The sequence below is a fragment of the Bradyrhizobium sp. Pha-3 genome, from assembly GCF_042258325.1.
Taxonomy (GTDB): Bacteria; Pseudomonadota; Alphaproteobacteria; order Rhizobiales; family Xanthobacteraceae; genus Bradyrhizobium; species Bradyrhizobium elkanii.
Genome location: NZ_CP170151.1, coordinates 520916 through 542285, shown reverse-complemented (window position 1 = coordinate 542285; position 21370 = coordinate 520916). Strand labels below are relative to the sequence as shown.

General features: G+C 66.3%; 15 protein-coding genes. 8 read left to right on the top strand and 7 right to left on the bottom strand.

Going from position 1 to position 21370, the window contains the following annotated elements:
* Positions 1-60 precede the first annotated feature (60 nt).
* Positions 61-1308: a hypothetical protein gene (locus ACE10X_RS02430; protein WP_304557441.1), complete on the bottom strand. Its 1248-nt coding sequence runs from the start codon at positions 1306-1308 to the stop codon at positions 61-63.
* A gap of 226 nt (positions 1309-1534) precedes the next feature.
* Here ACE10X_RS02430 and ACE10X_RS02425 point away from each other — a divergent pair, with 226 nt between their 5' ends.
* On the top strand, positions 1535-2773 hold the full coding sequence (locus tag ACE10X_RS02425; protein WP_038387911.1) for an MFS transporter: 1239 nt from the start codon (positions 1535-1537) through the stop codon (positions 2771-2773).
* 28 nt (positions 2774-2801) lie between these two features.
* On the opposite strand, the gene ACE10X_RS02420 is transcribed toward ACE10X_RS02425, so the two are convergent.
* A complete protein-coding gene (locus ACE10X_RS02420; RefSeq protein WP_038387910.1) occupies positions 2802-3254 on the bottom strand; it encodes a MarR family winged helix-turn-helix transcriptional regulator in 453 nt (150 codons plus the stop codon).
* Between the two features lie 78 nt (positions 3255-3332).
* Between ACE10X_RS02420 and ACE10X_RS02415 the strand changes: the two genes are divergently transcribed.
* Positions 3333-5153, top strand: a complete 1821-nt coding sequence (locus ACE10X_RS02415) for a chloride channel protein (protein ID WP_051003260.1) — start codon at positions 3333-3335, stop codon at positions 5151-5153.
* A gap of 165 nt (positions 5154-5318) precedes the next feature.
* Complete coding sequence (locus ACE10X_RS02410) at positions 5319-7037, top strand: amidohydrolase family protein (RefSeq protein ID WP_038387909.1); 1719 nt, start codon at positions 5319-5321, stop codon at positions 7035-7037.
* 118 nt (positions 7038-7155) lie between these two features.
* Here the strand turns inward: ACE10X_RS02410 and ACE10X_RS02405 are convergent, their stop codons facing one another.
* Both ACE10X_RS02405 and ACE10X_RS02400 read right to left on the bottom strand, forming a co-directional pair.
* Positions 7156-7815: a glutathione S-transferase family protein gene (locus tag ACE10X_RS02405; RefSeq protein ID WP_038387908.1), complete on the bottom strand. Its 660-nt coding sequence runs from the start codon at positions 7813-7815 to the stop codon at positions 7156-7158.
* A 4-nt stretch (positions 7816-7819) separates the two neighbouring features.
* Positions 7820-9118, bottom strand: coding sequence for an MFS transporter (locus tag ACE10X_RS02400; protein WP_038387907.1), 1299 nt, complete (start codon positions 9116-9118; stop codon positions 7820-7822).
* Positions 9119-9342: 224 nt separating this feature from the next.
* Between ACE10X_RS02400 and ACE10X_RS02395 the strand changes: the two genes are divergently transcribed.
* From ACE10X_RS02395 to ACE10X_RS02375, 5 genes are all read left to right on the top strand, one after another.
* Positions 9343-10104 (top strand): class I SAM-dependent methyltransferase, encoded by a 762-nt coding sequence (locus ACE10X_RS02395; protein ID WP_038387906.1) that lies wholly within the window; start codon positions 9343-9345, stop codon positions 10102-10104.
* Between the two features lie 36 nt (positions 10105-10140).
* The gene (locus ACE10X_RS02390; protein WP_038387905.1) at positions 10141-10794 is read left to right on the top strand and encodes an ABC transporter ATP-binding protein; all 654 of its coding nucleotides are present in this window, start codon (positions 10141-10143) and stop codon (positions 10792-10794) included.
* A complete protein-coding gene (locus ACE10X_RS02385; protein WP_375764012.1) occupies positions 10791-13250 on the top strand; it encodes an FtsX-like permease family protein in 2460 nt (819 codons plus the stop codon). The genes ACE10X_RS02390 and ACE10X_RS02385 overlap by 4 nt, the downstream gene beginning before the upstream one ends.
* On the top strand, positions 13240-14325 hold the full coding sequence (locus tag ACE10X_RS02380) for a lipocalin-like domain-containing protein (RefSeq protein ID WP_038387901.1): 1086 nt from the start codon (positions 13240-13242) through the stop codon (positions 14323-14325). Before ACE10X_RS02385 ends, ACE10X_RS02380 begins: the two co-directional genes overlap by 11 nt.
* 264 nt (positions 14326-14589) lie before the next feature.
* Positions 14590-14982, top strand: coding sequence for an MAPEG family protein (locus ACE10X_RS02375; protein ID WP_016839786.1), 393 nt, complete (start codon positions 14590-14592; stop codon positions 14980-14982).
* Between the two features lie 166 nt (positions 14983-15148).
* Here ACE10X_RS02375 and ACE10X_RS02370 read toward each other — a convergent pair whose 3' ends face one another.
* The 3 genes from ACE10X_RS02370 to ACE10X_RS02360 form a co-directional block, all read right to left on the bottom strand.
* Positions 15149-16339, bottom strand: coding sequence for an ABC transporter substrate-binding protein (locus ACE10X_RS02370; protein WP_038387900.1), 1191 nt, complete (start codon positions 16337-16339; stop codon positions 15149-15151).
* Between the two features lie 247 nt (positions 16340-16586).
* Positions 16587-19760: an efflux RND transporter permease subunit gene (locus ACE10X_RS02365; protein WP_028344243.1), complete on the bottom strand. Its 3174-nt coding sequence runs from the start codon at positions 19758-19760 to the stop codon at positions 16587-16589.
* Complete coding sequence (locus tag ACE10X_RS02360; RefSeq protein WP_375764675.1) at positions 19757-20941, bottom strand: efflux RND transporter periplasmic adaptor subunit; 1185 nt, start codon at positions 20939-20941, stop codon at positions 19757-19759. The genes ACE10X_RS02365 and ACE10X_RS02360 overlap by 4 nt, the downstream gene beginning before the upstream one ends.
* Positions 20942-21370: the final 429 nt, after the last annotated feature.

The following is a 21370-nucleotide window of genomic DNA, read 5'->3' as shown; positions in this document are numbered from 1 at the left end:
TAATGTCTGTGGTTATGGGTCCCGGGTCGCGCTTCGCTTGCCCGGGACGACGGGTTGGAGTTAACCGAATTCCTCGCCCTCGATCGCCTTGATGCTGCCGCGATCGAGCAGATGCGCGCCAAAACCGCCGCGCGCGAGCGATGAGGCGATCTGCGGTGATGCGAGCAGCAACGCCGTGGTCATCGCAAGCGGCACGGCGCTGAGCCAATCGAGCCGCACCGGCGTCAGCTCTTCGCTGCTTCCCCGATAGTGCCCTTCGCCCGTGGCGATGCGGCCGCATTCCCGGATCAGGTCACGCCGCGTGCCATCGCGCGACGCACTGCCGAGCAGCGCCTGCATCGCCAGATGCGTCCGCACCCCGGCGCGGCCCTCGGGCAGCGGCGCCGGGGTCTCGCCGCGCGAGACGCGCAGCAGCAAGTCGACCAGATCGACGCCCGACTGAAAGGCGTTCATCGGTTCGACCAGCCGCGGATTGCAATCGATCAACAGCGGCGTCGCGCTGTCGAGCGGCATGATGACGTCGACCGAGAGCGCACCGTGCCAACGAAGATGCGCGCCGATGGTCTCGAGGCCGGCGCGGATCGCCGGCCTGCTCACGCTCTCCTTGATCGCCTCGCCGCCGCCGACACCGGCCGCAATCTGGCGGTACGCATGGAAGCCGACAAGCGTGCCGTGGCAGAACACCGACTGCGCCTTCTCGACCGTGCCGGTGATCAGATCCTGCGCCAGCACCTCGCCGGCAAAATCGTCTGCGGACTCGAGGTCGTAGAGCGCGCGATTGAGATCGCCGGTATCGCGCACGAACCAGACGCCGCGGCTGGCGGTGCCGACCGACGTCTTGACCACGGATGGAAACCGCACCGCCTCGCGCAGTTCCTCGGCCGAGCTCACGATCCGGGTCGGCGGCTGCGGCAGGCCGAGCCGGGGGAGCAGACGGCTGAAGCCGGCCTTGCTGTGCACGGCGCGATAGCTGGCGAAATCCGGCAGCGCGAGGCCGGTACGTGAGGCCAGCCCCGCCGCGGCGCGGGCGAACAGAAACCCCTGCTCATGGGTCGGCAGCAGCACATCGAAATGCCGCGACGCCAACAGGCGTTCGACGAAGCGCAGGAAGCCGGCCGGATCTGACCGCAGCGGCGGACAATGGTGGTATTTGCGGACGAAGCGGGAGTAGCGCGCCAAGCACCAGCGCGAGGGGTCGCAAACCTCGACGTGATGGCCGGCCAGCCCCAGGATCGTGATCGCCTCGCGGCCGGAGGTGCTGGAGCCCTCTGACACAAGCACCTTGAGCTGCTTTTTGGCGTCGATCATGACCGATCATCGCCGTGCCGCCGCGCTTTGTCGCCGCATTTAATGCCGCATGTGTCGATCCGGCACGCCCGTGCCGGGGGCAGCCATGCGCCCGCGTTCATGGACAATTAGCGGCCAATCTCTATTTTCGGCGGGCCCTGCCGGGCATTCTGTTTGACGCGTTTTCTTCACGCGAACCGGTACCCTCTTCGCCTGAAAACGCTATGGAACTGGGGTTTTCGAGAACATGGTCGACGTTCTGGCCGCACCGCAGCAAGCGAAAGCTGACAGCGCGCTGCGCACGCTGACGGGGATTTCGGTCGCCCATTGGGTCAGCCATTTCCATATCTTCGTGCTGCCGATGCTGTTCCCATTCCTGAAGCAACAGCTGGGCGTCGGCTATGTCGAGCTCGGCCTAGCGCTGACGGTGTTCGCTGTGGTCTCCGGGCTGACCCAGGCGCCGATCGGTTACCTCGCCGACCATATCGGTGCGCGCAAGATCCTCTTGATCGGACTGACCGTCGGCGGCTGCGCGCTGATCGGGCTCGGCCTGCATCTCAGCTATACGTCGCTGATCGTCTGCGCGGTGCTGCTTGGCCTTGCCAACAGCGTCTATCATCCGGCCGATTATGCAATCCTCTCGGCTCATATGGACGAGGCGCGGATGGGCCGCGCCTTCTCGATCCACACCTTTGCCGGCTTCCTCGGCGGCGCGGTGGCGCCCGCGATCATGGCAGCGCTCCTCGCCTCGATCGGCGGCCTCGGCGCACTGATCGTGGCCGGCGCGGTCGGTCCGCTGGTGGCGCTGTTCCTGATCGTGCTCGGGATTCCCGATGCCGGCGCCAACAAGAACAAGTCAAAGGACGACGCGGCGCCGAAGGCGAGCGTGATCACGCCGGCGCTGATGGTGCTGACGGCCTTCTTCACGCTGCTCAGCCTGTCGACTTCGGGCATCAACAATTTCGGCGTGGTCGCGTTGATGGGCGGCTACGGCGCGTCGTTCTCGACGGCCAATATCGCGCTGACCGCATTCCTCGGCGCCAGCGCCGCCGGCGTGCTCGCCGGCGGCTATCTCGCCGACTGGACCCACCGCCACAGCCAGGTCGCTGCGGCCTGCTTCGCGGTCAATGCCGCCTTCGTGCTGCTGATTGCGCTGCTCAACCTGCCGCCGGTGGCGCTCACGCTGGCGATGGGGCTCGCCGGATTCCTCGGCGGGGTGATCGCGCCGTCCCGCGACATGATGGTGCGCAACGCGGCGCCGCCCGGCGCCGCCGGCCGCGCCTTCGGCATCGTCTCCACCGGCTTCAACTTCGGCGGCATCGTGAGCCCGCTGCTGTTCGGCTGGATCATGGACCAGCACATGCCGCACTGGGTGTTCGGCGCCTCCGTGGTGTTCATGGTGCTGACCGTGCTGCTTGCCCTGGTCACCGAGCGCAAGCCACAGGCTTCGGGATATCAGGCCGAGGCCGCCAGCCCGCGCGCCTGACGCGCGAAACGTCGTGCACGGGGCGCGGTCATTCCGACCGTCGCGACAGCACCTGCTTCAGGAGCGGCTCGATCCGCGACAGCTCATCGAGATGGACAGCCGACAATTCGGCGAGATGATCGGCTGCAAGGCCGGTTAATTTCAGCAGCACCCGCCGCTGGTCGGCGGGATCAAGCACGCGCTCGACCAGCCCGGCCTCGGACAGCCGGTCGACCAGTTCGACCGTGGTGTGGTGACGAAGCCGCAGCCGTTCGGCCAGGTCGCCGACCGCAACCGGCCCACCGCCCGGATACCCCCTGATCGCCAGCAAGGCCTGATGCTGCCGCGGCGTCAGGCCCGCGGCCTTCGCGGCATCCTGGCTGAACTCCAGAAAACGGCGGATCAGATAGCGAAATTGCGACAGCGCCTCGTAATCGGCCTGGCTGGGAACCCGCTTTGGGTCCTGCCGCGGCGATTTCGACGGTCCTTTCAACGCTGCCATTCGATGTCTCCCGCTTGTAATTATATCGCAATGCGATATGACGCCACGCGTCCACTTCACCCGAGCCTTACGCCACCAATGAGCGTCATTTCCACCAAATCGAGCGCCTCCGCCAAGACCAGTGCCAAGACCAACGCCAAGATCGGCGACAAGGCCAGCCACCTCCTGAGCGACTTCACGACCGATCCCCGCGTCGTGGTGATCTCGGCGATCGCCGTGTTCGTCTCCGCCGCCGGCGTGCTGGCCGGCGCGGGACTGCTGCAACTGATCAAGCTTGCCACCAACATCGCCTATTTCGGCCAGTTCAGCTTCGCCGACCTGAAATTGCAGGATTCGCCGCTCGGGCTCTGGACCGTGCTGGTGCCGGTCGCAGGCTCGCTGATCATCGGGCTGATGGCGCGTTTCGGCAGCGAGAAGATCCGCGGGCACGGCATTCCGGAAGCCATCGAGGCCATCCTGCTCGGCCGTTCCCGGCTCGACCCCAAGGTGGCGATCCTGAAGCCCTTGTCGTCGGCGGTGTCGATCGGCACCGGCGGCCCGTTCGGCGCCGAGGGCCCGATCATCATGACGGGCGGGGCGATCGGCTCGCTGATCGCGCAGATGCTCCCGGTCAGCGACAACGAGCGCAAGACCCTGCTGGTGGCGGGCGCCGCCGCCGGCATGACCACCGTGTTCGGAACGCCGATCGCCGCGATCATGCTCGCGGTCGAACTGTTGCTGTTCGAATGGACGCCGCGCAGCTTCATTCCCGTCACCGTCGCCGCCGTGGTGGCGGCGGTCGGGCGCACCTTCCTGCACATGCCCGCGCCGCTGTTTCCGTTCACCGGCGGCGTCGACATCTCGGTGCTGCAGCTCGGCGCCTGGATGTTGATCGGAATCCTCTCCGGGCTTCTGTCGGGCGTGCTCACCCAGCTGGTCTATGGCTGCGAGGACATCTTCCTCAAGCTGCCGATCCACTGGATGTGGTGGCCACTGATCGGCGGCCTGGTCGTCGGCCTCGGCGGCTTGATCGAACCGCAGGCGCTCGGCGTCGGCTACGACAACCTCGCGTCGATGCTGAGCGGCGACGTCGTGCTGAAGGCCGCGCTGCTCCTGCTCGTGGTGAAAGCCGTTATCTGGTCGGTCGCGCTCGGCTCGGGCACGTCGGGCGGCGTGCTGGCGCCGCTGCTCATCATGGGCGGCGCGATGGGAACGGCGCTGAGCGGCTATTTGCCCGAAGCGAGCCCCGGCTTCTGGGCGCTGCTGGCGATGGCGGCGACGATGGGCGGCACGATGCGCTCGCCGCTGACGGCAACCTTCTTCGCCGTCGAGCTCACCGGCAATACCCATGTGCTGCTGCCGCTGATCGCGGCCTGCGGCACCGCGCATGGCGTCACCGTGCTGCTGATGCGGCGCTCGATCCTGACCGAGAAGGTGGCGCGGCGCGGCCATCATCTGGTGCGCGAGTACCGCGTCGATCCGTTCGCGCTGACGCGCGTGCGCGACGTCATGACCAAGGCGGTCGAGACCGTCTCCGACACCATGACGCTGCACGGCGCGGCCACCTTCCTGACCAACCCGAAGACCGGTCACCCGAGCTTTCCCGTCGTCGACGCCAACCATCACGTGCTCGGCGTGATCGACCCGCCCTCCGTGCTGCGCTGGCGTCGCGCCGGCAAGCATCGCACCGCGACGCTCAAGCAGCTGCTGGCCGGCAGCAAGATCACCGTCGCCTATCCCGACGAATATCTCGACCGGCTCGCCGACCGCCTGATGCAGGTCAACGTCTCGCATCTGCCTGTGATCTCGCGCGAGGATCAGCGCCTCGTCGGCTATATCGGCTGGAAGGACCTGATGCGGGTGCGCGCGAGGCTGCAGGCCGAAGAGACCCAGAAGACGGCCTTCTTCGGCGCGCGATAGGTTCGCGGCGAGTTGCCCGGCGGAACAAATTTCCGCCGGGCGGCAACGCTCGATCCCATTGTAAATCAGCGTCCGCGCATCCCAGAGCTTCATCGGTGCTGGTTGACAGCATCAGGGGCTGACCCATGATGCCGTCAACCAAAAACAGCCTCGGGATGAAATGCCATGACCTCGACCCCAGACCTCGTGATCCGCGGCGGCACGATCGCTGACGGCAAGGGCGGCGACCTCTATGAAGCCGATGTCGCGATCTCAGGCGGCAAGATCACCGAAGTCGGCAAGGTCTCGGCAAAGGGCACGGAAGAGATCGACGCACGCGGCAAGCTCGTGGCGCCCGGCTTCGTCGACGTCCACACCCATTACGACGGCCAGGTGACCTGGAGCCAGGACATCACGCCATCGTCGCAGAACGGCGTCACCACGGCGATCATGGGCAATTGCGGCGTCGGCTTCGCGCCGTGCCGGCCGAGCGACCACACCAGGCTGATCCAGCTGATGGAAGGCGTCGAGGACATTCCGGAGCCGGTGCTCTCCGCCGGCATTCCCTGGGCGTGGGAGAGCTTTCCCGACTACATGGAGTGGCTGTCGAAGCGCAGCTTCGACATGGACATCGGCGCGCAGCTGCCGCATGCGGCGCTGCGGGTCTATGTGATGGGCGAGCGTGGCGCGCGCCGCGATCCCGCGACGGCTGAGGACAACAAGGCGATGGCGGCGCTCGCCGGCGACGCGGTGCGTGCGGGCGCGCTCGGCTTCTCGACCTCGCGCACGCTCAATCACCGCACCTCGACCGGCGACTACACACCGACGCTGAAAGCCGGCGAAGATGAACTGACCGTGATCGCCGGCGCGATGCACGGCGTCGGCCGCAGCGTGCTGCAATTCGTGCTCGACCAGAGCACCGTGCACGAAGACCTGCCGATGATGCTGCGGGTCGCCGAGAACACAAGATGTCCGATCTCGTTTTCGGTCGCCCAGGCCGACAAGGCGCCGCGGCGCTGGCGGCAGACCATGGACACCATCAATGAAGCCGCCGCCCGCGGCCTGTCGATCACGACCCAGATCGCGGCGCGGCCGGTCGGGCTGCTGCTCGGGCTCGAATTGTCGCGCAACCCGTTCCAGACCCATCCAAGCTACCGCGAGATCGCCAAATTGCCGCTGGCCGAGCGGCTCACGCAGCTGCGCCGGCCCGAGGTGCGCGCGGCGATCCTGAGCGAGAGCGCAACGGCAACCGACGATCCACTGTTCTTCCGGCCGAACTACGACAAGATGTACCTCCTGGGTAATCCGCCGGACTACGAGCAGCCGCCGGAAAACGCGCTTGGCCCGCAGGCGCGCCGCCAGGGCCGGCAGCCGGAAGAGCTCGCCTATGACGCGATGCTGACCGACGAGGGCCGCGGCATGCTCTACGTCCCGTTCCTGAACTATGCCGACGGCAACCTCGATGCCGTGCATGAGATGCTGCGCGAGCCGAGTGCCGTGCCCGGCCTCTCCGACGGCGGCGCGCATTGCGGCATCATCTGCGACGCCAGCTTCCCGACCTATCTCTTGACGCACTGGACGCGCGACCGCAGCCGCGGCGAGAAGCTCTCGATTCCGTTCGTGGTCGCGGCGCAGTCGCGCAAGACCGCGCTGTCGGTCGGTCTGCATGATCGCGGCGTGATCGCTCCGGGCTTCAAGGCCGACGTCAACGTGATCGATTACGACCGGCTGCACCTGCACCCGCCGAAGGTGCATTACGACCTGCCGGTCGGCGGCCGCCGCCTCTTGCAGCAGGTAGACGGCTATGACGCCACCATCGTGTCGGGCATCGTGACCCAGCGCGAGGGCAAGGCCACCGGCGCACGCCCGGGCAGACTGGTGCGCGGCGCGCGGGGGATGAATTGAGAGACGCAGCGATCGGCGCGTAGCCCGGATGCAGCGAAGCGCAATCCGGGGCAGGCCCATCCGCGGATAGAGTTGCCCCGGATTTCGCTGCGCTTCATCCAGGCTACGGGCGACCTTGTTATGTTGGCCGCAACATCGAGGTCCGCAGATCCGATCCCACCGGCATCAGTTCATACGGTGGCTTCCAACCCGGCAGCGCCGCGAGGCGCTCGCGCCAGGCATTGATCGCCGGAAAATCCGCCGCGATATCGAAACCGGTCTCCTCCTTGGGATAATAGACGTATCCCGCCAGGGAGAAATCCACGATGGTCGGCTTGTCGCCGAGCATGAAGGCGCGATCCGCGAGATGCTTGTCGACGATCGCGAAGCTCGACTCCGACCGCCCTCGCAAGAACGCGAGAATGGCCGGATGCACCGGCTCTGGCATGAATGACCGCTGAAACCGGTGCATCGCATGGTTGCTGGTGAACTTGTGATTGTCGAACATGATCCAGCGTAACGCCTCGAAGCGCTGGTCGTCGCGAGGTGCAAACTTCCCCGTGGTTTCCGCGAGCCAGACCAGGATCGCGCCCGACTGCGACATCAACTGCCCGTCGACTTCGAGCACGGGCACCTCGCCCATCGCGTTGGTGCTGGCGCGCCAGCCCGCGTCTCGCATCTGCCCGCCGGCAAAATCGACTCCGACCGGCTCCCAGTCGAGGCCGGCGCAGTTCAGATAGAGCGCCAGCTTGTAGGAGTTGCCGGAGGCGCCGATGCAATGGAGTCGATATCGCGCCATTGTCTCACGCGAATTTAGGTTGTCCGGCAGCCTCACCGGTCAGCCGCGCCCGCTCGGTATTCGGCCACAGCAGCAGCAATCCGAGCAGGCCGGAGCCGGCCATGATCGCCGCGTTGATGGTGAAGCCGGACATGTAGCCGGCCATCGGCGTGGCCGCGTGCTGGATCACATTGCCCATTACCATCGGCGCCAGAATGCCTGAGATCGTGTACAGCGCGCCGTAGATCGCGATGATCGCGCCGCGCTGCGACACCGGCGTGAACTCGCCGAGCATCGGCGGGCACACCACATAGATCGAGCCACACAGGCCGGAGCCGATCACCAGCAGCGCGATCATGATCCCGCCGGGCGGCGCATAGGGCAGCATCGCGAGAATGGCGCCGCCGACGATCAGCGGCACCGAGCCGAGCACGCCGCGCGCGCCGCGGGTGGTGAAGCCGCGCGCCAGCATCAGCTGCGAGATCCAGCCGGTCAGCAGCACGATCGTCGCGCCGAAGATCCAGGGCAGGATCGAGACGAAGCCGGCCTGGTGCTGCGAGAAGCCGAGCCCCTCGATGATGAAGGACGTGAACCACGTGAGCCCGAGCGACAGCGCCCAATAGGCGCCGAAGGTTGCCACCACGCAGCCGATGAAGGTGCGCGAGGTCAAAAGCTTCAGGTAAGGAATCCGCGGCTCGTCGGCCGTCACGGCAGACGTCGACACCAGCGGCCCTTCCTTGCCGAGTGCGAACCAGGCGACGGCCCAGATCAGGCCGACGATGCCGAGCGCGCCGAAGGCGTGATGCCAGCTGTGATTGACGATGATCCAGTTCAGCGCGGGCACGGCGAGGATCACGCCGAATGCGGAGCCCTGCGACAGGATCGCGGTCGGCAGCGTGCGCTTCTCGTCCGGAAACCATTTGTAGATCGCGTGCGCGGCGACCGAGAACGCAGGCCCCTCGCCGGCGCCGAGGATGATGCGGCAGATCACCAGCGTCGTGAAGCTGACGGTGCCGACCATCGGAAATTGCGCCAGCGACCAGATCACCGCCAGGATCAGCAGCACCCAGCGGGTGGCGACGCGGTTGACGATGAAGCCTACCACGATCGCCGAGATCGAGAACAGCAGGAAGAATGACGAACCGAGATCGCCGAACTGCTCCTGGGTGAGGCCCATTTCCTTCTTGATCGGCACGCCGGCGAGCCCGACCACGATCTTGTCGGCAAAGTTCACCACCATGAACAGGAATAGAAGGAAGGTGATTTGCCAGGCGCCCTTCGGCGTCCCCTCTGAGATCGTCTTGGACGTCGCTTGCGTCGTCATGTCCGGCTCCCCGTCGTTTCGTTTTTGGCTTCGTAAATCGGCCCCGTCCGGCGATGCTAGCCACGCCTCGCCGTGCAACGCAACACCGCATTTCCTCGGGGGTCACGCGCCCCAGAGCGCTTCCAACGGCCTGATCACGATCGCGTCGGTCGCGCCAGTGAAGCGGTGAACTGTCATGTCCCGGCTGCTATGTTCGAGGCCAACGAAAAGCCCGGGGTTATTTCATGAACAGATCGATCCTACGTGCGGCCGCTTGCATTGCACTGGTATCCGCCGCCCTGCTTGCCGTCCCTCAGGTTCGCGCGGAAGACGCCGCCAATCCCGACTACGCCGCAATCGTCGCCGCGCCCGATCGCAGCGATGCGGATCGCCAGGTCGACCAGCGCCGGCAGCCGGCCAAGATGCTCGCCTTTGCCGGCGTCAAGCCCGGCATGACGATCCTCGACATGGCGGCAAGCGCGGGCTACAGCACCGAACTGTTGGCGCGCACCGTCGCGCCGTCGGGCAAGGTCTATGCGCAGGATTCCGCGACCGTGCTCGAGCGCTTCGTCAAGGACAAGTTCGACACCCGCGCCAAGGCGCCGGCGATGAAGAACGTCGTCCATGTGGTGCGGGACTATGACGACCCGATCCCGCCCGAGGTCAAGAACCTCGACATGATCACCTTCTTCTTTTTCTATCACGACATCACCTATCTGCCGGTCGACCGCGCCGCGATGAACAGGAAGATGTTCGCCGCGCTCAAGCCGGGCGGCTTCCTCGTGATCGCGGATCACTCCGCCAAGGCGGGCGAAGGCACCAGTGTCGCCAAGACGCTGCACCGGATCGAGGAGAGCACCTTGAAGCAGGAGATCGAGGCGGCCGGCTTCAAGCTGGTGGCCGAGGGCAATTTCCTGCATCATGCGGAGGACCCCAAGGACATTCCCGTCTTCAAGGCACCTGTGCCGATCGACGAGTTCGTCCTGAAATACCAGAAGCCGCAATGAGGCCCGGCCATCGCTTCATCTGACCAGACCGCCGCGGTGCTTCGCGTCACCGGCCTGACCAAGAGTTACCGCTCTGCCGGCGAAGACGTCGCCGTGCTGCGCGGCGTCGACCTTGCCGTTGCAACCGGCGAGAGCGTGGCGCTATCAGGCGAATCCGGCAGCGGCAAGAGCACGCTGCTGCATCTGATCGCGGGACTCGATGCCGCCGATAGCGGCGAGATCGCCCTCGCCGACATCGTCGTCTCCCGCCTCAACGACGCCGGCCGCGCCGAATTGCGCCGCGACCGGCTCGGCCTCGTCTTCCAGCAGTTCAACCTGATCCCGAGCCTGACGGTCGCGGACAATCTGGTGTTCCAGTCACGCATCGCCGGCCGGCATGACGCCGCCTGGCACGACGAACTGGTCGATCGCCTCGGGCTGAAAAGCCTGCTCAGGCGCTATCCCGAGCAATTGTCCGGCGGTCAGCAGCAGCGCGTCGCGATCGGCCGCGCGCTGGCGCCGAAGCCGCTGTTGCTGCTCGCCGACGAGCCGACTGGCAATCTGGACGAAGACACCGCCGACGAGGTGCTGGCACTGGCGCGCGATCTCGTGACCCGCACCGGCTGCGGCTTCCTGATGGTCACGCACAGTGCGCGGCTCGCGGCGACGCTCGACCGCCAGGTCACCCTGCATGCCGGGATCGTCGCATGAGGCGCGCGCTGTGGATCCTCGCCGTGCTGCTCAGCCACTGGCGGCGGCATCCGATGCAGCTTGCGACGCTGTTGATCGGGCTGATCTCGGCCACCGCGCTGTGGAGCGGTGTGCAGGCGCTGAACCAGCAGGCCCGCATCGCCTATGACCGCGCCGCCGCGACCTTCGGCGGATCGCGCACCGCGATGCTGGTCGCCACGGACAGCGCGACCTTCCCGCAAGCACTGTTCGTCGATCTGCGCCGCGCCGGCTGGCCGGTGTCGCCGATGCTGGAGGGTCGGGTCCAGATCGACGGCCGCAGCTTCCGCCTGCTCGGCGTCGAGCCGGTGACGCTGCCGTCCGAGGTCGGCAACGCACCGACGGTCGGACGCGGCAGCCTGCAAGCCTTCGTCACGCCGTCGGGCGAAATGCTGGTGGCGGGCGAAACGCTACGCGATCTCGGCCTCAAGGAAGGCGAGCGGCCACAGGCCAACGGCACGAGCTTGCCGCCGCTGCGCGTACAGGCCGAGCTCGCGCCCGGCGCACTGATCGTCGATATCGGCATCGCGCAGGACATCCTCAAAATGCCCGGCCAGGTCTCGCGCCTGCTCGTCGGCAAGTCCAAAGTGCCGCACGCAGCGCTGGAAAGCGTGGCGGGTGACAAGCTCCGCCTGGTCGAGCCGAGCGCCGAGAGCGACCTCGAACGCCTCACCGACAGCTTCCATCTCAACCTCACCGCGTTCGGCCTGCTGTCGTTCTTCGTCGGCCTGTTCATCGTCAACTCCGCGATCGGGCTGGCGTTCGAGCAGCGGCTGCCGATGCTGCGCACGCTGCGCGCCTGCGGCGTCTCGGCGCGAATGCTCAACACCGTGCTGGTGATCGAGCTGGTGTCGCTGGCGCTGGTCGCCGGCCTCATCGGCCTCGTCTGCGGCTACTTCATCGCGGCTGCCTTGCTGCCGGATGTCGCGGCCTCGCTGCGTGGGCTCTATGGCGCGCAGATCCCCGGACAGCTTTCGCTCAAACCCGTCTGGTGGTTCGCCGGCATCGCCATCAGCATTCTGGGCGCGCTCGCCGCGGCGGCCGCGAGCCTTGCCAAGGCGATCCGGATGCCGGTGCTGGCGACGGCGCAGCCGCAGGCCTGGCAGCAGGCGCAGCGGCGCTGGCTGATCATCCAGAGCGCGGCGGCACTCGCGGTGTTTGCGGTCGCCGCGGGCCTGATCTGGTTCGGCGATTCCCTGATCGCGGGATTTGCCGTGCTCGCCGCGCTGATGCTCGGCGCGGCGCTGATCCTGCCGATGGTCCTGCAGATTGCGCTGGCCTTCGGGCAGCGCAGCGCGCGGGCGCCGGTCGGCATCTGGTTCTGGGCAGACAGCCGCCAACAATTGTCGGGACTGTCGCTGGCGCTGATGGCGCTGCTGCTTGCGCTCGCGGTCAATGTCGGTGTCGGCACCATGGTGGAAAGTTTCAACCGCACCTTCCTGGTCTGGCTCGACGGAAGGCTCGCCGCCGACGTTTACATCAGCGCCGCCAGCGATCAGCAGGCAAAGGAGATCAAGGCCTGGCTGCGCGACCGGCCCGAGGTTGAGGCAATCCTGCCCGGCGGCCGCGCCGACACCCAGCTCGGCGGCGCGCCGATCGAGGTGCTCGGCCTGCCCGACCACGCCACCTATCGTGACAACTGGCCGTTGCTCGAGAGCGCTGCGAATGCGTGGGTTCGGCTGCGGCCCGGCGACACCGGCCTCGTCAGCGAGCAGCTGTCGCGACGGATGAAGCTGGCGATCGGCGATCATATCGAGGTGCCCGTCCCCGGCGGCAACTGGCCGCTCGAGATCGTCGGCATCTATGCCGATTACGGCAACCCCAAGGGCCAGATCGCGGTCAACTTCGCCGCGCTGACCCGGCGCTTCCCGCAGACACCAATGACGCGGATGGGCCTCCGCGTGGCACCGGACAAGATCGCACCGCTGATCACCGCGCTGCAGGAGAAATTCGGCCTCCACGACCGCAACGTCGCCGACCAGGCGAGGATGAAAACGGAATCCAGGCGGGTCTTCAATCGCACCTTCTCGGTAACCGCGGCGCTCAACGCCTTCACTCTCGGTGTCGCCGGCATCGCCCTTTTGACCAGCCTGCTGACGCTGGCCAACTCGCGGCTGCCGCAGCTGGCGCCGCTCTGGGCGATCGGCCTGACCCGGCGGCGGCTCGCCGCGCTCGAACTGTTGAAGACCATGGCGGTCGCGCTGATCACTGCCCTGTTCGCGCTGCCGCTCGGCCTTCTGGTCGCGTGGTGTCTGCTTGCCATCGTCAACGTCAAGGCGTTCGGCTGGCGGCTGCCCTTCCACGTATTTCCCTTGCAGCTGATCGAGCTGCTCGCGGTGGCGCTGGCCGCCGCGTTCTGCGCGGCGGCGCTCCCGGTCGCCAGACTGGCGCGCATGCAGCCAGCCAGCCTGATCAGGATCTTTGTCAATGAGCGCTAGCGTCACCATCACCCGTCGCGCCTTTGCCGGCAGCGCGCTGGCGCTGGCGCTCGGCGGCAAGAGCCTTGCGCAGGGCTTTGCCGGGCTCGGCGAGACGGCGGAAGGATTTGCCGCCGTCTCGCCGGGCAAGCCGTTCACGTTCCCCGCGGACCACGGTCCGCATCCGGAATTCCGGATCGAGTGGTGGTACGTGACCGCCAACCTGTCCGACACGAGCGGCGCGGCCTATGGCGCGCAATGGACGCTGTTCCGCCAGGCGATGAAAGCGGGCGGACCGGCCGAGGGCTGGGCCAATCGGCAGCTCTGGATGGGCCACGCCGCCGTGACCAGCGCCGGCACGCACCGCTTCAGCGAGACCTTTGCCCGCGGCGGCGTCGGGCAGGCCGCCGTCGAAGCCACGCCGTTCCGCGCCTGGATCGACGCCTGGGAGCTGCGCGGGCGCGATGCGTTCGATGCGCAGCGCGTCGCGCCGCTCGAGCTCAAGGCCTCCGCCGCCGACTTCAGCACCGCGCTGCGGCTCGAGGCCGACCGCGCGCTGGTGCTGCAGGGCGACCACGGCTACAGCCGTAAGTCGGATCGCGGACAGGCCTCCTATTACTACAGCCAGCCGTTCTACAAGGCGTCCGGCCGCATCGTGATCGACGACAGGCCGGTCGACGTCACGGGCTGGGCGTGGATGGATCGCGAATGGAGCAGCCAGCCATTGGCGGCCGACCAGACCGGCTGGGACTGGTTCTCGTTGCATCTGCCCGGCGACGAGAAGCTGATGCTGTACCGGCTGCGCCAGAAGGACGGCCGCGAAAACCTGTTCGGCAACTGGATCACGCCGGACGGCCGCTCGGCCGAGATCGCCGCCGGCGGCAACAGCATCGCGCCGCTCGCAACCACCGAGATCGACGGCCGCAAGCTGCCGACGTCATGGCGCGTCAGCCTGCCCGCACGCGGCCTTGCCATCGAGACCACACCGCTCAATCCGAAGGCCTGGATGGGAACCAGCTTCCCGTATTGGGAAGGCCCGATCCGCTTCTCAGGCAGCCACGCCGGAATCGGCTATCTTGAGATGACGGGGTACTAGGACGTGACGGAATTGGTCCGAATGGGGCCGCGGCACTGTGCTCCCTCGCCCCGTTCTTACAGGGAGAGGGTTGGGGTGAGGGGCCGTCTCCGCGTACTCGGTGACAGCTGGTCTCGCCGAGGTCCCCCCTCACCCGGAACGCATCTGACGATGCGTTCCGACCTCTCCCCGCGCGCGGGGAGAGGTAAGGCACGGCCGCATGTCACACCGGGCTTCGCTGTCCCGTCATGACATCGGGGTCAATGGAAAGAGGACACGCCTGACATGTACCACTACACCGCCATCGTCACCTGCCTTGCGGTCGCGCTGCACTTCTTCTTCGCGCTGCAGGTCGCCCGCGCCCGCGCGGTCTACGGGGTCAAGCTGCCGGCGATCACGGGCAATCCGGATTTCGAGCGCATCTACCGCATCCAGATGAACACGCTGGAATGGATGCCGATCTTCCTGCCGTCGCTCTGGCTGTTCGCGATCTATGTTGGCGATGCCGCGGCCGCGGCGGTCGGCGCAATCTGGGTGATCGGCCGCATCGTCTATTTCATCGGCTATCGCGAAGCGGTGGCGAAACGCAGCCCCGGTTTCGCCATCCAGGCGCTGGCCTGCGTCATCCTCTGGGTCGGCGCGATCGGCGGCGCGGTGTGGCGGCTGGTCCACGCGTAACGCCGCCACATATTGAGCCGTCGTCCCGGCGAAGGCCGGGACCCATTACCACAGGCAGATGTTTTGCGAAGGCTGGAGCTCCGGCTGCGCACAACAACCGACATCGGTGGTTATGGGTCCCGGCCTTCGCCGGGACGACACCGATGTTTGTTTCGCCAGCCCCGCCTCACTTGGTCAGCGGGCAGCCGCTTTCCTTGGCGGTGAAGAAGGCCTTGTCGCCGGGCACCACGGCGATCTGCTTGTAATAGTCCCACGGCTTCTTCGACTCCGAGGGCTTCTTGACCTCGAACAGATAGAGGTCGTGCACCATTCGGCCGTTCGCGAGCACCTTGCCCTTGGCGAAGGCGTCGTCGACCGGCAGCTCCTTCAGCTTGGCGGCGACCGCGTCGCTGTCCTTGGTGCCGGCGGCCTTCACCGCCTTCAAATAGCTCAGCGTCGCCGAATAGGTGCCGGCATGGATCATGCTCGGCATCCGGCTGGTGCGCTTGAAGAAGCGTTCGCTGAAAGCGCGCGAGGCATCGTCGTGATCCCAGTAGAAGCCCTCGGTGAGCACGAGACCCTGCGCCGCCTCGAGCCCGAGACCGTTCACCTCCGACAGCGTCATCAACAGGCCGGCGAGCTTTTGGCCGCCGCGCACGATGCCGAACTCGGCCGCCTGCTTGATCGAATTGGTGGTATCGAGTCCGGCGTTGGCGAGCCCGATGATCTTGGCCTTCGAGCTCTGCGCCTGCAGCAGGAAGGACGAGAAGTCCGACGAGTTGAGCGGCACGCGGACCGAGCCGACCACCTTGCCCTTCTTCGACACGACGATGTCGCTGGTGTCCTTTTCCAGCGCGTAGCCGAAGGCGTAGTCGGCGGTCAGGAAGAACCAGGTGTCGCCACCCGCCTCCGTCAGTGCGCCGCCGGTCCCGACGGCGAGCGCGCGGGTGTCATAGGCCCAGTGGAAGCTGTAGGGCGTGCAGGCATCGCCCGTGATGCGCGAGGTCGCCGCGCCGACCACGATGTCGATCTTCTTCTTTTCCTTCGACAGCTCCTGCACCGCGAGCGCGACCGACGAGGTGGTGAGCTCGGTGATCATGTCGACGTTCTCGACCTCGTACCAGCGTCGCGCGATCGCGGTCGCAAGGTCCGGCTTGTTCTGATGGTCGGCGGTAACGATCTCGATCTTCTGTCCCAGCACCTCGCCGCCGAAATCCTCGACCGCCATCCGCGCGGCTTCGAGCGAATATTTGCCGCCGTAGTCGGCATAGACGCCGGACTGATCGTTCAGGATGCCGATCTTGACGCCCTGGGCCATCGCCGGCGCCGCAAGCATCAGGCTGCAAGCCGCGACGGCGGCCAAAAATCCGGACTTCATGTTATGCTCTCCCAGCAGTTTCTATCAGGAAAATCGGCGCGACATTATTTTATAACCCCACGCCTGCCCATCTCTTTCCGCTCAGCCAAAAGTATGGGCTGCGTCGACAGCACTTGCTACTTTCCCGTCACTCTGAGGAGCGCGGAACGCGCGTCTCGAAGGGTCGACGGCCCGGCTCGTGGCCGTGCACCCTTCGAGACGCCTGCTTCGCAGGCTGCTCAGGGTGACGGACACAAGTGTAGGCTGCTCAACCCGCCACGGTCGCCTTGGGCTCCGCCGGCTTGCCCTCGTTCTTTCCTTCCGCAAGGTTGCGCACCACCATGTAGAAGATCGGCGTGAAGATCAGGCCAAACAGGGTGACGCCGAGCATGCCGAAGAACACGGCAACGCCGACGGCCTGCCGCATCTCCGAGCCCGAACCGGTCGACACCACCAGCGGCAGCACGCCGAGGATGAAGGCGAACGAGGTCATCAGGATCGGCCGCAGACGGAGCCGGCAGGCCTCGATCACCGCGTCCAGCCGCGATCGGCCCTCGAGCTCGATGTCGCGCGCGAACTCGACGATCAGGATCGCGTTCTTGGCGGCCAGCCCCACCAACACCACGAAGCCGATCTGGGTCAGGATGTTGACGTCCTGGCCCATCAGGCGCACGCCGATCGTGGCCGCGAACAGGCACATCGGCACAATCAGGATCACCGCGAACGGCAAGGTCCAGCTGCCATATTGCGCGGCCAGCACCAGATAGACGAACAGCACGCAGATCGGGAACACGTAGAGCCCGGCATTGGCGCCGGTAACCTGCTGGTAGGACAGGTCGGTCCACTCGAAGGAAAAGCCGCTTGGCAATGTCTGGTCGGCGAGCTGCTTGATGGTGTTGAGCGCCGTCGTCGAGCTCACGCCCGGTGCCGGCTCACCCTGCAGTTCGGACGCCGAGTACAGATTGTAGCGCGCCACGCGGTCGGGTCCCGAAACGTCCTTGAAGTCCACGATGCTGCCGAGCATCACCATGTCGCCGGCGACGTTGCGGGTGCGCAGCCTTGCGAGATCGGGGCTGTCTTTCCGGAACGGCAGATCGGCTTGCGCGGTAACGTGATAGGTGCGGCCAAACAGGTTGAAGTCGTTGACATAGGTCGAACCAAAGTAGGTCTGGATCGTGTCATTAATGTTGGCGATCGGCACCCCAAGCTTCTGCGCCTTGACGCGATCAATGTCGACGAACAGCTGCGGCGTGTTCGCGGTGAACGGCGAGAACACCGATGTGAGAGACGGCGATTTGCGCGCGGCTGTCACCAGTTCATCGGTCGCGGAAGCCAGCAGTTCGGGTCCGCGCCCCTGGCGATCCTGGACACGGATGGTGAAGCCGCCACCGGTGCCGATACCGGGCACGGCCGGCGGCGGAATGACGATGATGAAGGCGCCCTGGATCACCGACAGACGCTTGCGCAATTCGGCCGTGATCGCGTTCGCCGTCAGCCCCTTCTTCAGGCGCGCCTCCGGCTCGTCGAATACCGGGAACAGCGCCGCGGCGTTGCCCTGCTGCGTGCGCGTCGCACCGGAGAAGCCGGCGAAAGCCGCGACGCGAACGATGCCCGGCGTATCCAGCGCGATCCGCTCGATCTCGCGCACAACAGCGGTGGTCCGCGCCAGCGACGCGGCGCCCGGCAGCTGAGCCGAGATGATGACGTAGCCGCGATCCTGCGCCGGAATGAAGCCCTGCGAGGTGGTCGCGAGCAGCCAGCCGGCGCTGCCAATCAGTACGAGGTAGAGCGCAAGCATCACCACCGTATGCCGGATCACGAAGTCGGCCACCGATGCATAGCCGTGCGCGAGCCGGTCGAACACGCGGTTGAACAGCGCGGTGAAGCTATCCCAGCCGCGCGCGATGATGTTCCAGCGCGCCGGCGGGCGTTTCTCCTCATGCGGCACCAGGATCTGCGAGGCCAGCGCCGGCGACAGGGTCAGCGAGCAGAAGCAGGAGATCGCGGTCGCGACCGCGATCGTCACCGCAAATTGCTGGAAGAACTGCCCGGAAATGCCGCCGAGGAAGGCGGTCGGCACGAACACCGCGCACAGCACGAGCGCGATCGAGACCAGCGCGCCGCCGACCTCCTCCATGGTCTTGAGCGCAGCGTCGCGCCTGCTCATGCCGTGCTCGAGATGCCGCTCGACATTCTCGACCACCACGATGGCGTCGTCGACCACGATGCCGACCGCGAGCACCAGGCCGAACAGCGTCAGATTGTTGATCGAGAAGCCGAGCGCGGCCATCACCGCGAAGGTGCCGACCAGCGACACCGGGATCGCGATGATCGGGATGATCGCAGGCCGCCATCCCTGCAGGAACACCAGCACCACGATGACGACGAGCGCCATCGCCTCGTAGATCGTCTTGATCAACTCGTGGACCGATTGGGCGATGAATTCGGTCGGGTTGTAGCCGATATTGTAGTCGAGCCCCTTCGGGAAACTCGCCTTCATCCGCTCCATCGTGTCGGAGATGCTCTTGGCGGTGGCGAGTGCGTTCGATCCGGGCCGTTGCGTCACCAGCAGCGCGACGGCGGATTTGCGCAGCAGGAAGCTGTTGGTGGCGTAGGACAGCGCGCCGAGCTCGACGCGGGCGACGTCCCGCAGACGTACCGTGCGGCCGTCGGAGCCGGCCTTCACCACGATATCCTCGAACTGCCTGATGTCCTTGAGGCGGCCGGTGAAGACGAGGTTCGGCTGGAAGGCGCGATCGGCGATCGGCGGCTCGGCGATTTGTCCGCCGGCGATCTGCAGGTTCTGCGCCCGGATCGCCGCCAGCACCTCGGTCGATGTCAGACCGAGATTGGCGATCCGGTCGGGATCGAGCCACAGCCGCATCGAGTAATCGCGCGCGCCGAACATCTGGATATCGCCGACGCCATCGAGCCGCAACAGCTGGTCGCGGACCTGCAGCAGCGCGTAGTTGGAGATATAGAGCTGGTCGAACGTGTCGTCGGGCGACAGCATGAACACGACCATCAGGATGTCGGGCGAGTTCTTGCGCGTGGTCACGCCGTTGCGCTGCACCTCTTCGGGCAGCCGCGGCTGCGCGATCGCGACGCGGTTCTGCACCAGCACCTGGGCCTTGTCGAGGTCGGTGCCGAGCTTGAAGGTCGCGGTGATGGTGAGCTGGCCGTTCGACGTCGCCTGGCTGTAGAGATACAGCATGTCCTCGACGCCGTTGATCTCCTGCTCGATCGGAGCGGCGACAGTGTCGGACACGGTCTGCGCCGAGGCGCCCGGATATTGCGTGGTGACGACGACGGTCGGCGGCACCACTTGCGGATATTCCGAGACCGGCAGCGTCGGATAGGCGATCGCGCCGACGATCAGCAGCACGATCGACAGCACCATCGCGAGGATGGGCTGGTTGATGGAGAGCCTGCCGAGATTCATGGTTTGGCACCTGCGGCGGGCTTGTCAGCGGCCGCCGGCTTGTCGCCTGCCGCGGGCTTGGAATCCGCCGGAGCCTGCGCCATTTTCGGCGTCACCTTGGCGCCGACGCGGGCGCGCTGCAGGCCGTCGACGATCACGTGATCCTCCGCCTTGAGGCCTTCGCGGACGACGCGCAGGCCATCGTCGAGCGGCCCGAGCGTGACTGCTCTTGCTTCCACCGTGTTGTCGTCCTTGACCACGAACACGATCTTGCGCGACTGGTCGGTGGCAACCGCGCTGTCCGGGATCAGCAGCGCCTCATAGGGCGAGGAGCCGATGATGCGGACGCGGCCGAACTGGCCGGGCAGGACCGACAGATCCTTGTTCGGAACGACCGCGCGGCTGCGCAGCGTCGCGGTCGAGACGTCGAGCCGGTTGTCGAGGAAGTCCATCTTGCCCTCATGCGAGGGCTTGGTTTCGCCGGTCAACGCGATCTGCACCGGGTTCGCCGTGTCGCGCGAGCTCGGCCGCCTGCCTTCGAACCACAGCTTGCTGTTGCGCTGATAGGTGGCCTCGTCGACGTCGAAATAGATGTAGATCGGATCGAGCGACACGATCGAGGTGAGCAGCGTCGCGCCGCCCTCGCTGCCCTGCACCAGATTGCCCGGAGTCACCAGATGCCGGCTGACGCGGCCCGTGATCGGCGCCAGCACATGGGTGAATTCGACGTTGAGCTGCGCGGCCTTCAGCGTGCCTTCGGCCTGGGTCTCGGCGGCGCGCGCCGCCTGCAACGCCTGGCGGCGCTGATCGACGACCTGCTCCGAGACCGCGCTGGTCTGCACCAGGTTCAGCCCGCGCTCGAGATCACGCTTGGCAAGTTCGCCCTTGGCGCGCGCGTCGGCGAGCTGGCCCTCGGCCTGCAGCACGACCGCCTCGAACGGCCGCGGATCGATGATGTAGAGCAGATCGCCGGCGTGGACGATCGCACCATCCTTGAACTCGACGCTGTTGACGAAGCCGCCGACACGGGCGCGGACCTGGACCTCCTCGATCGCCTCGAAGCGGCCGGTGAACTCGTCCCAGTCGGTGACGGTGCGCTTGACCGGCTGCGCGACGGTCACGGGCGGCGGCGGAGGCGCGGCCTGCGATTGCGCGCTCTTGTTGTCGCAGCCGCCGAGCGCCAGCCCGGCCAGCAGCCCGATCGGCGCGAGGCCGAGCCAAGGCCTGAGCGACGGTCCGCGCGAGGCATGGCGGCGAAGCGAATGACGCTCGACGCCGGTCACCGGAGCCACACGTCCCGTTCTGTCAATCGAACTCAATTCCCTCTCCCCCAGGATCAGTGCAGGGCTACCAAAGTCGCAATTGGACTTGCGGTGATTCAACGCGGATGGACCACCGCAATGTCGCGGCAGCGGACGTCACAGATGTAGCCGCTCCCCAGTCTGTTCAAGATGGCCGCCGGATCAAGCAAATAGTTGCGTAGTCTGAAAGCCTTACGACGTGATCGCGAAGCCGTGACGACGGGAAGGGACAGATTCACTGGCCTTTTGGGTGAGGAGAGATCACAGAGGGTTCGCCGGGATTCAATCACAAGGCGAATCACCGACACATATCCGTCACACAACGCCAAT

Coding starts and splice junctions, on each gene's coding strand:
- ACE10X_RS02370 (WP_038387900.1), bottom strand. CDS start 16,339: ATGAAGTCCGGATTTTTGGCCGCCGTCGCGGCTTGCAGCCTGATGCTT.
- ACE10X_RS02380 (WP_038387901.1), top strand. CDS start 13,240: ATGAGCGCTAGCGTCACCATCACCCGTCGCGCCTTTGCCGGCAGCGCG.
- ACE10X_RS02410 (WP_038387909.1), top strand. CDS start 5,319: ATGACCTCGACCCCAGACCTCGTGATCCGCGGCGGCACGATCGCTGAC.
- ACE10X_RS02395 (WP_038387906.1), top strand. CDS start 9,343: ATGAACAGATCGATCCTACGTGCGGCCGCTTGCATTGCACTGGTATCC.
- ACE10X_RS02385 (WP_375764012.1), top strand. CDS start 10,791: ATGAGGCGCGCGCTGTGGATCCTCGCCGTGCTGCTCAGCCACTGGCGG.
- ACE10X_RS02415 (WP_051003260.1), top strand. CDS start 3,333: ATGAGCGTCATTTCCACCAAATCGAGCGCCTCCGCCAAGACCAGTGCC.
- ACE10X_RS02420 (WP_038387910.1), bottom strand. CDS start 3,254: ATGGCAGCGTTGAAAGGACCGTCGAAATCGCCGCGGCAGGACCCAAAG.
- ACE10X_RS02375 (WP_016839786.1), top strand. CDS start 14,590: ATGTACCACTACACCGCCATCGTCACCTGCCTTGCGGTCGCGCTGCAC.
- ACE10X_RS02400 (WP_038387907.1), bottom strand. CDS start 9,118: ATGACGACGCAAGCGACGTCCAAGACGATCTCAGAGGGGACGCCGAAG.
- ACE10X_RS02425 (WP_038387911.1), top strand. CDS start 1,535: ATGGTCGACGTTCTGGCCGCACCGCAGCAAGCGAAAGCTGACAGCGCG.
- ACE10X_RS02405 (WP_038387908.1), bottom strand. CDS start 7,815: ATGGCGCGATATCGACTCCATTGCATCGGCGCCTCCGGCAACTCCTAC.
- ACE10X_RS02430 (WP_304557441.1), bottom strand. CDS start 1,308: ATGATCGACGCCAAAAAGCAGCTCAAGGTGCTTGTGTCAGAGGGCTCC.
- ACE10X_RS02365 (WP_028344243.1), bottom strand. CDS start 19,760: ATGAATCTCGGCAGGCTCTCCATCAACCAGCCCATCCTCGCGATGGTG.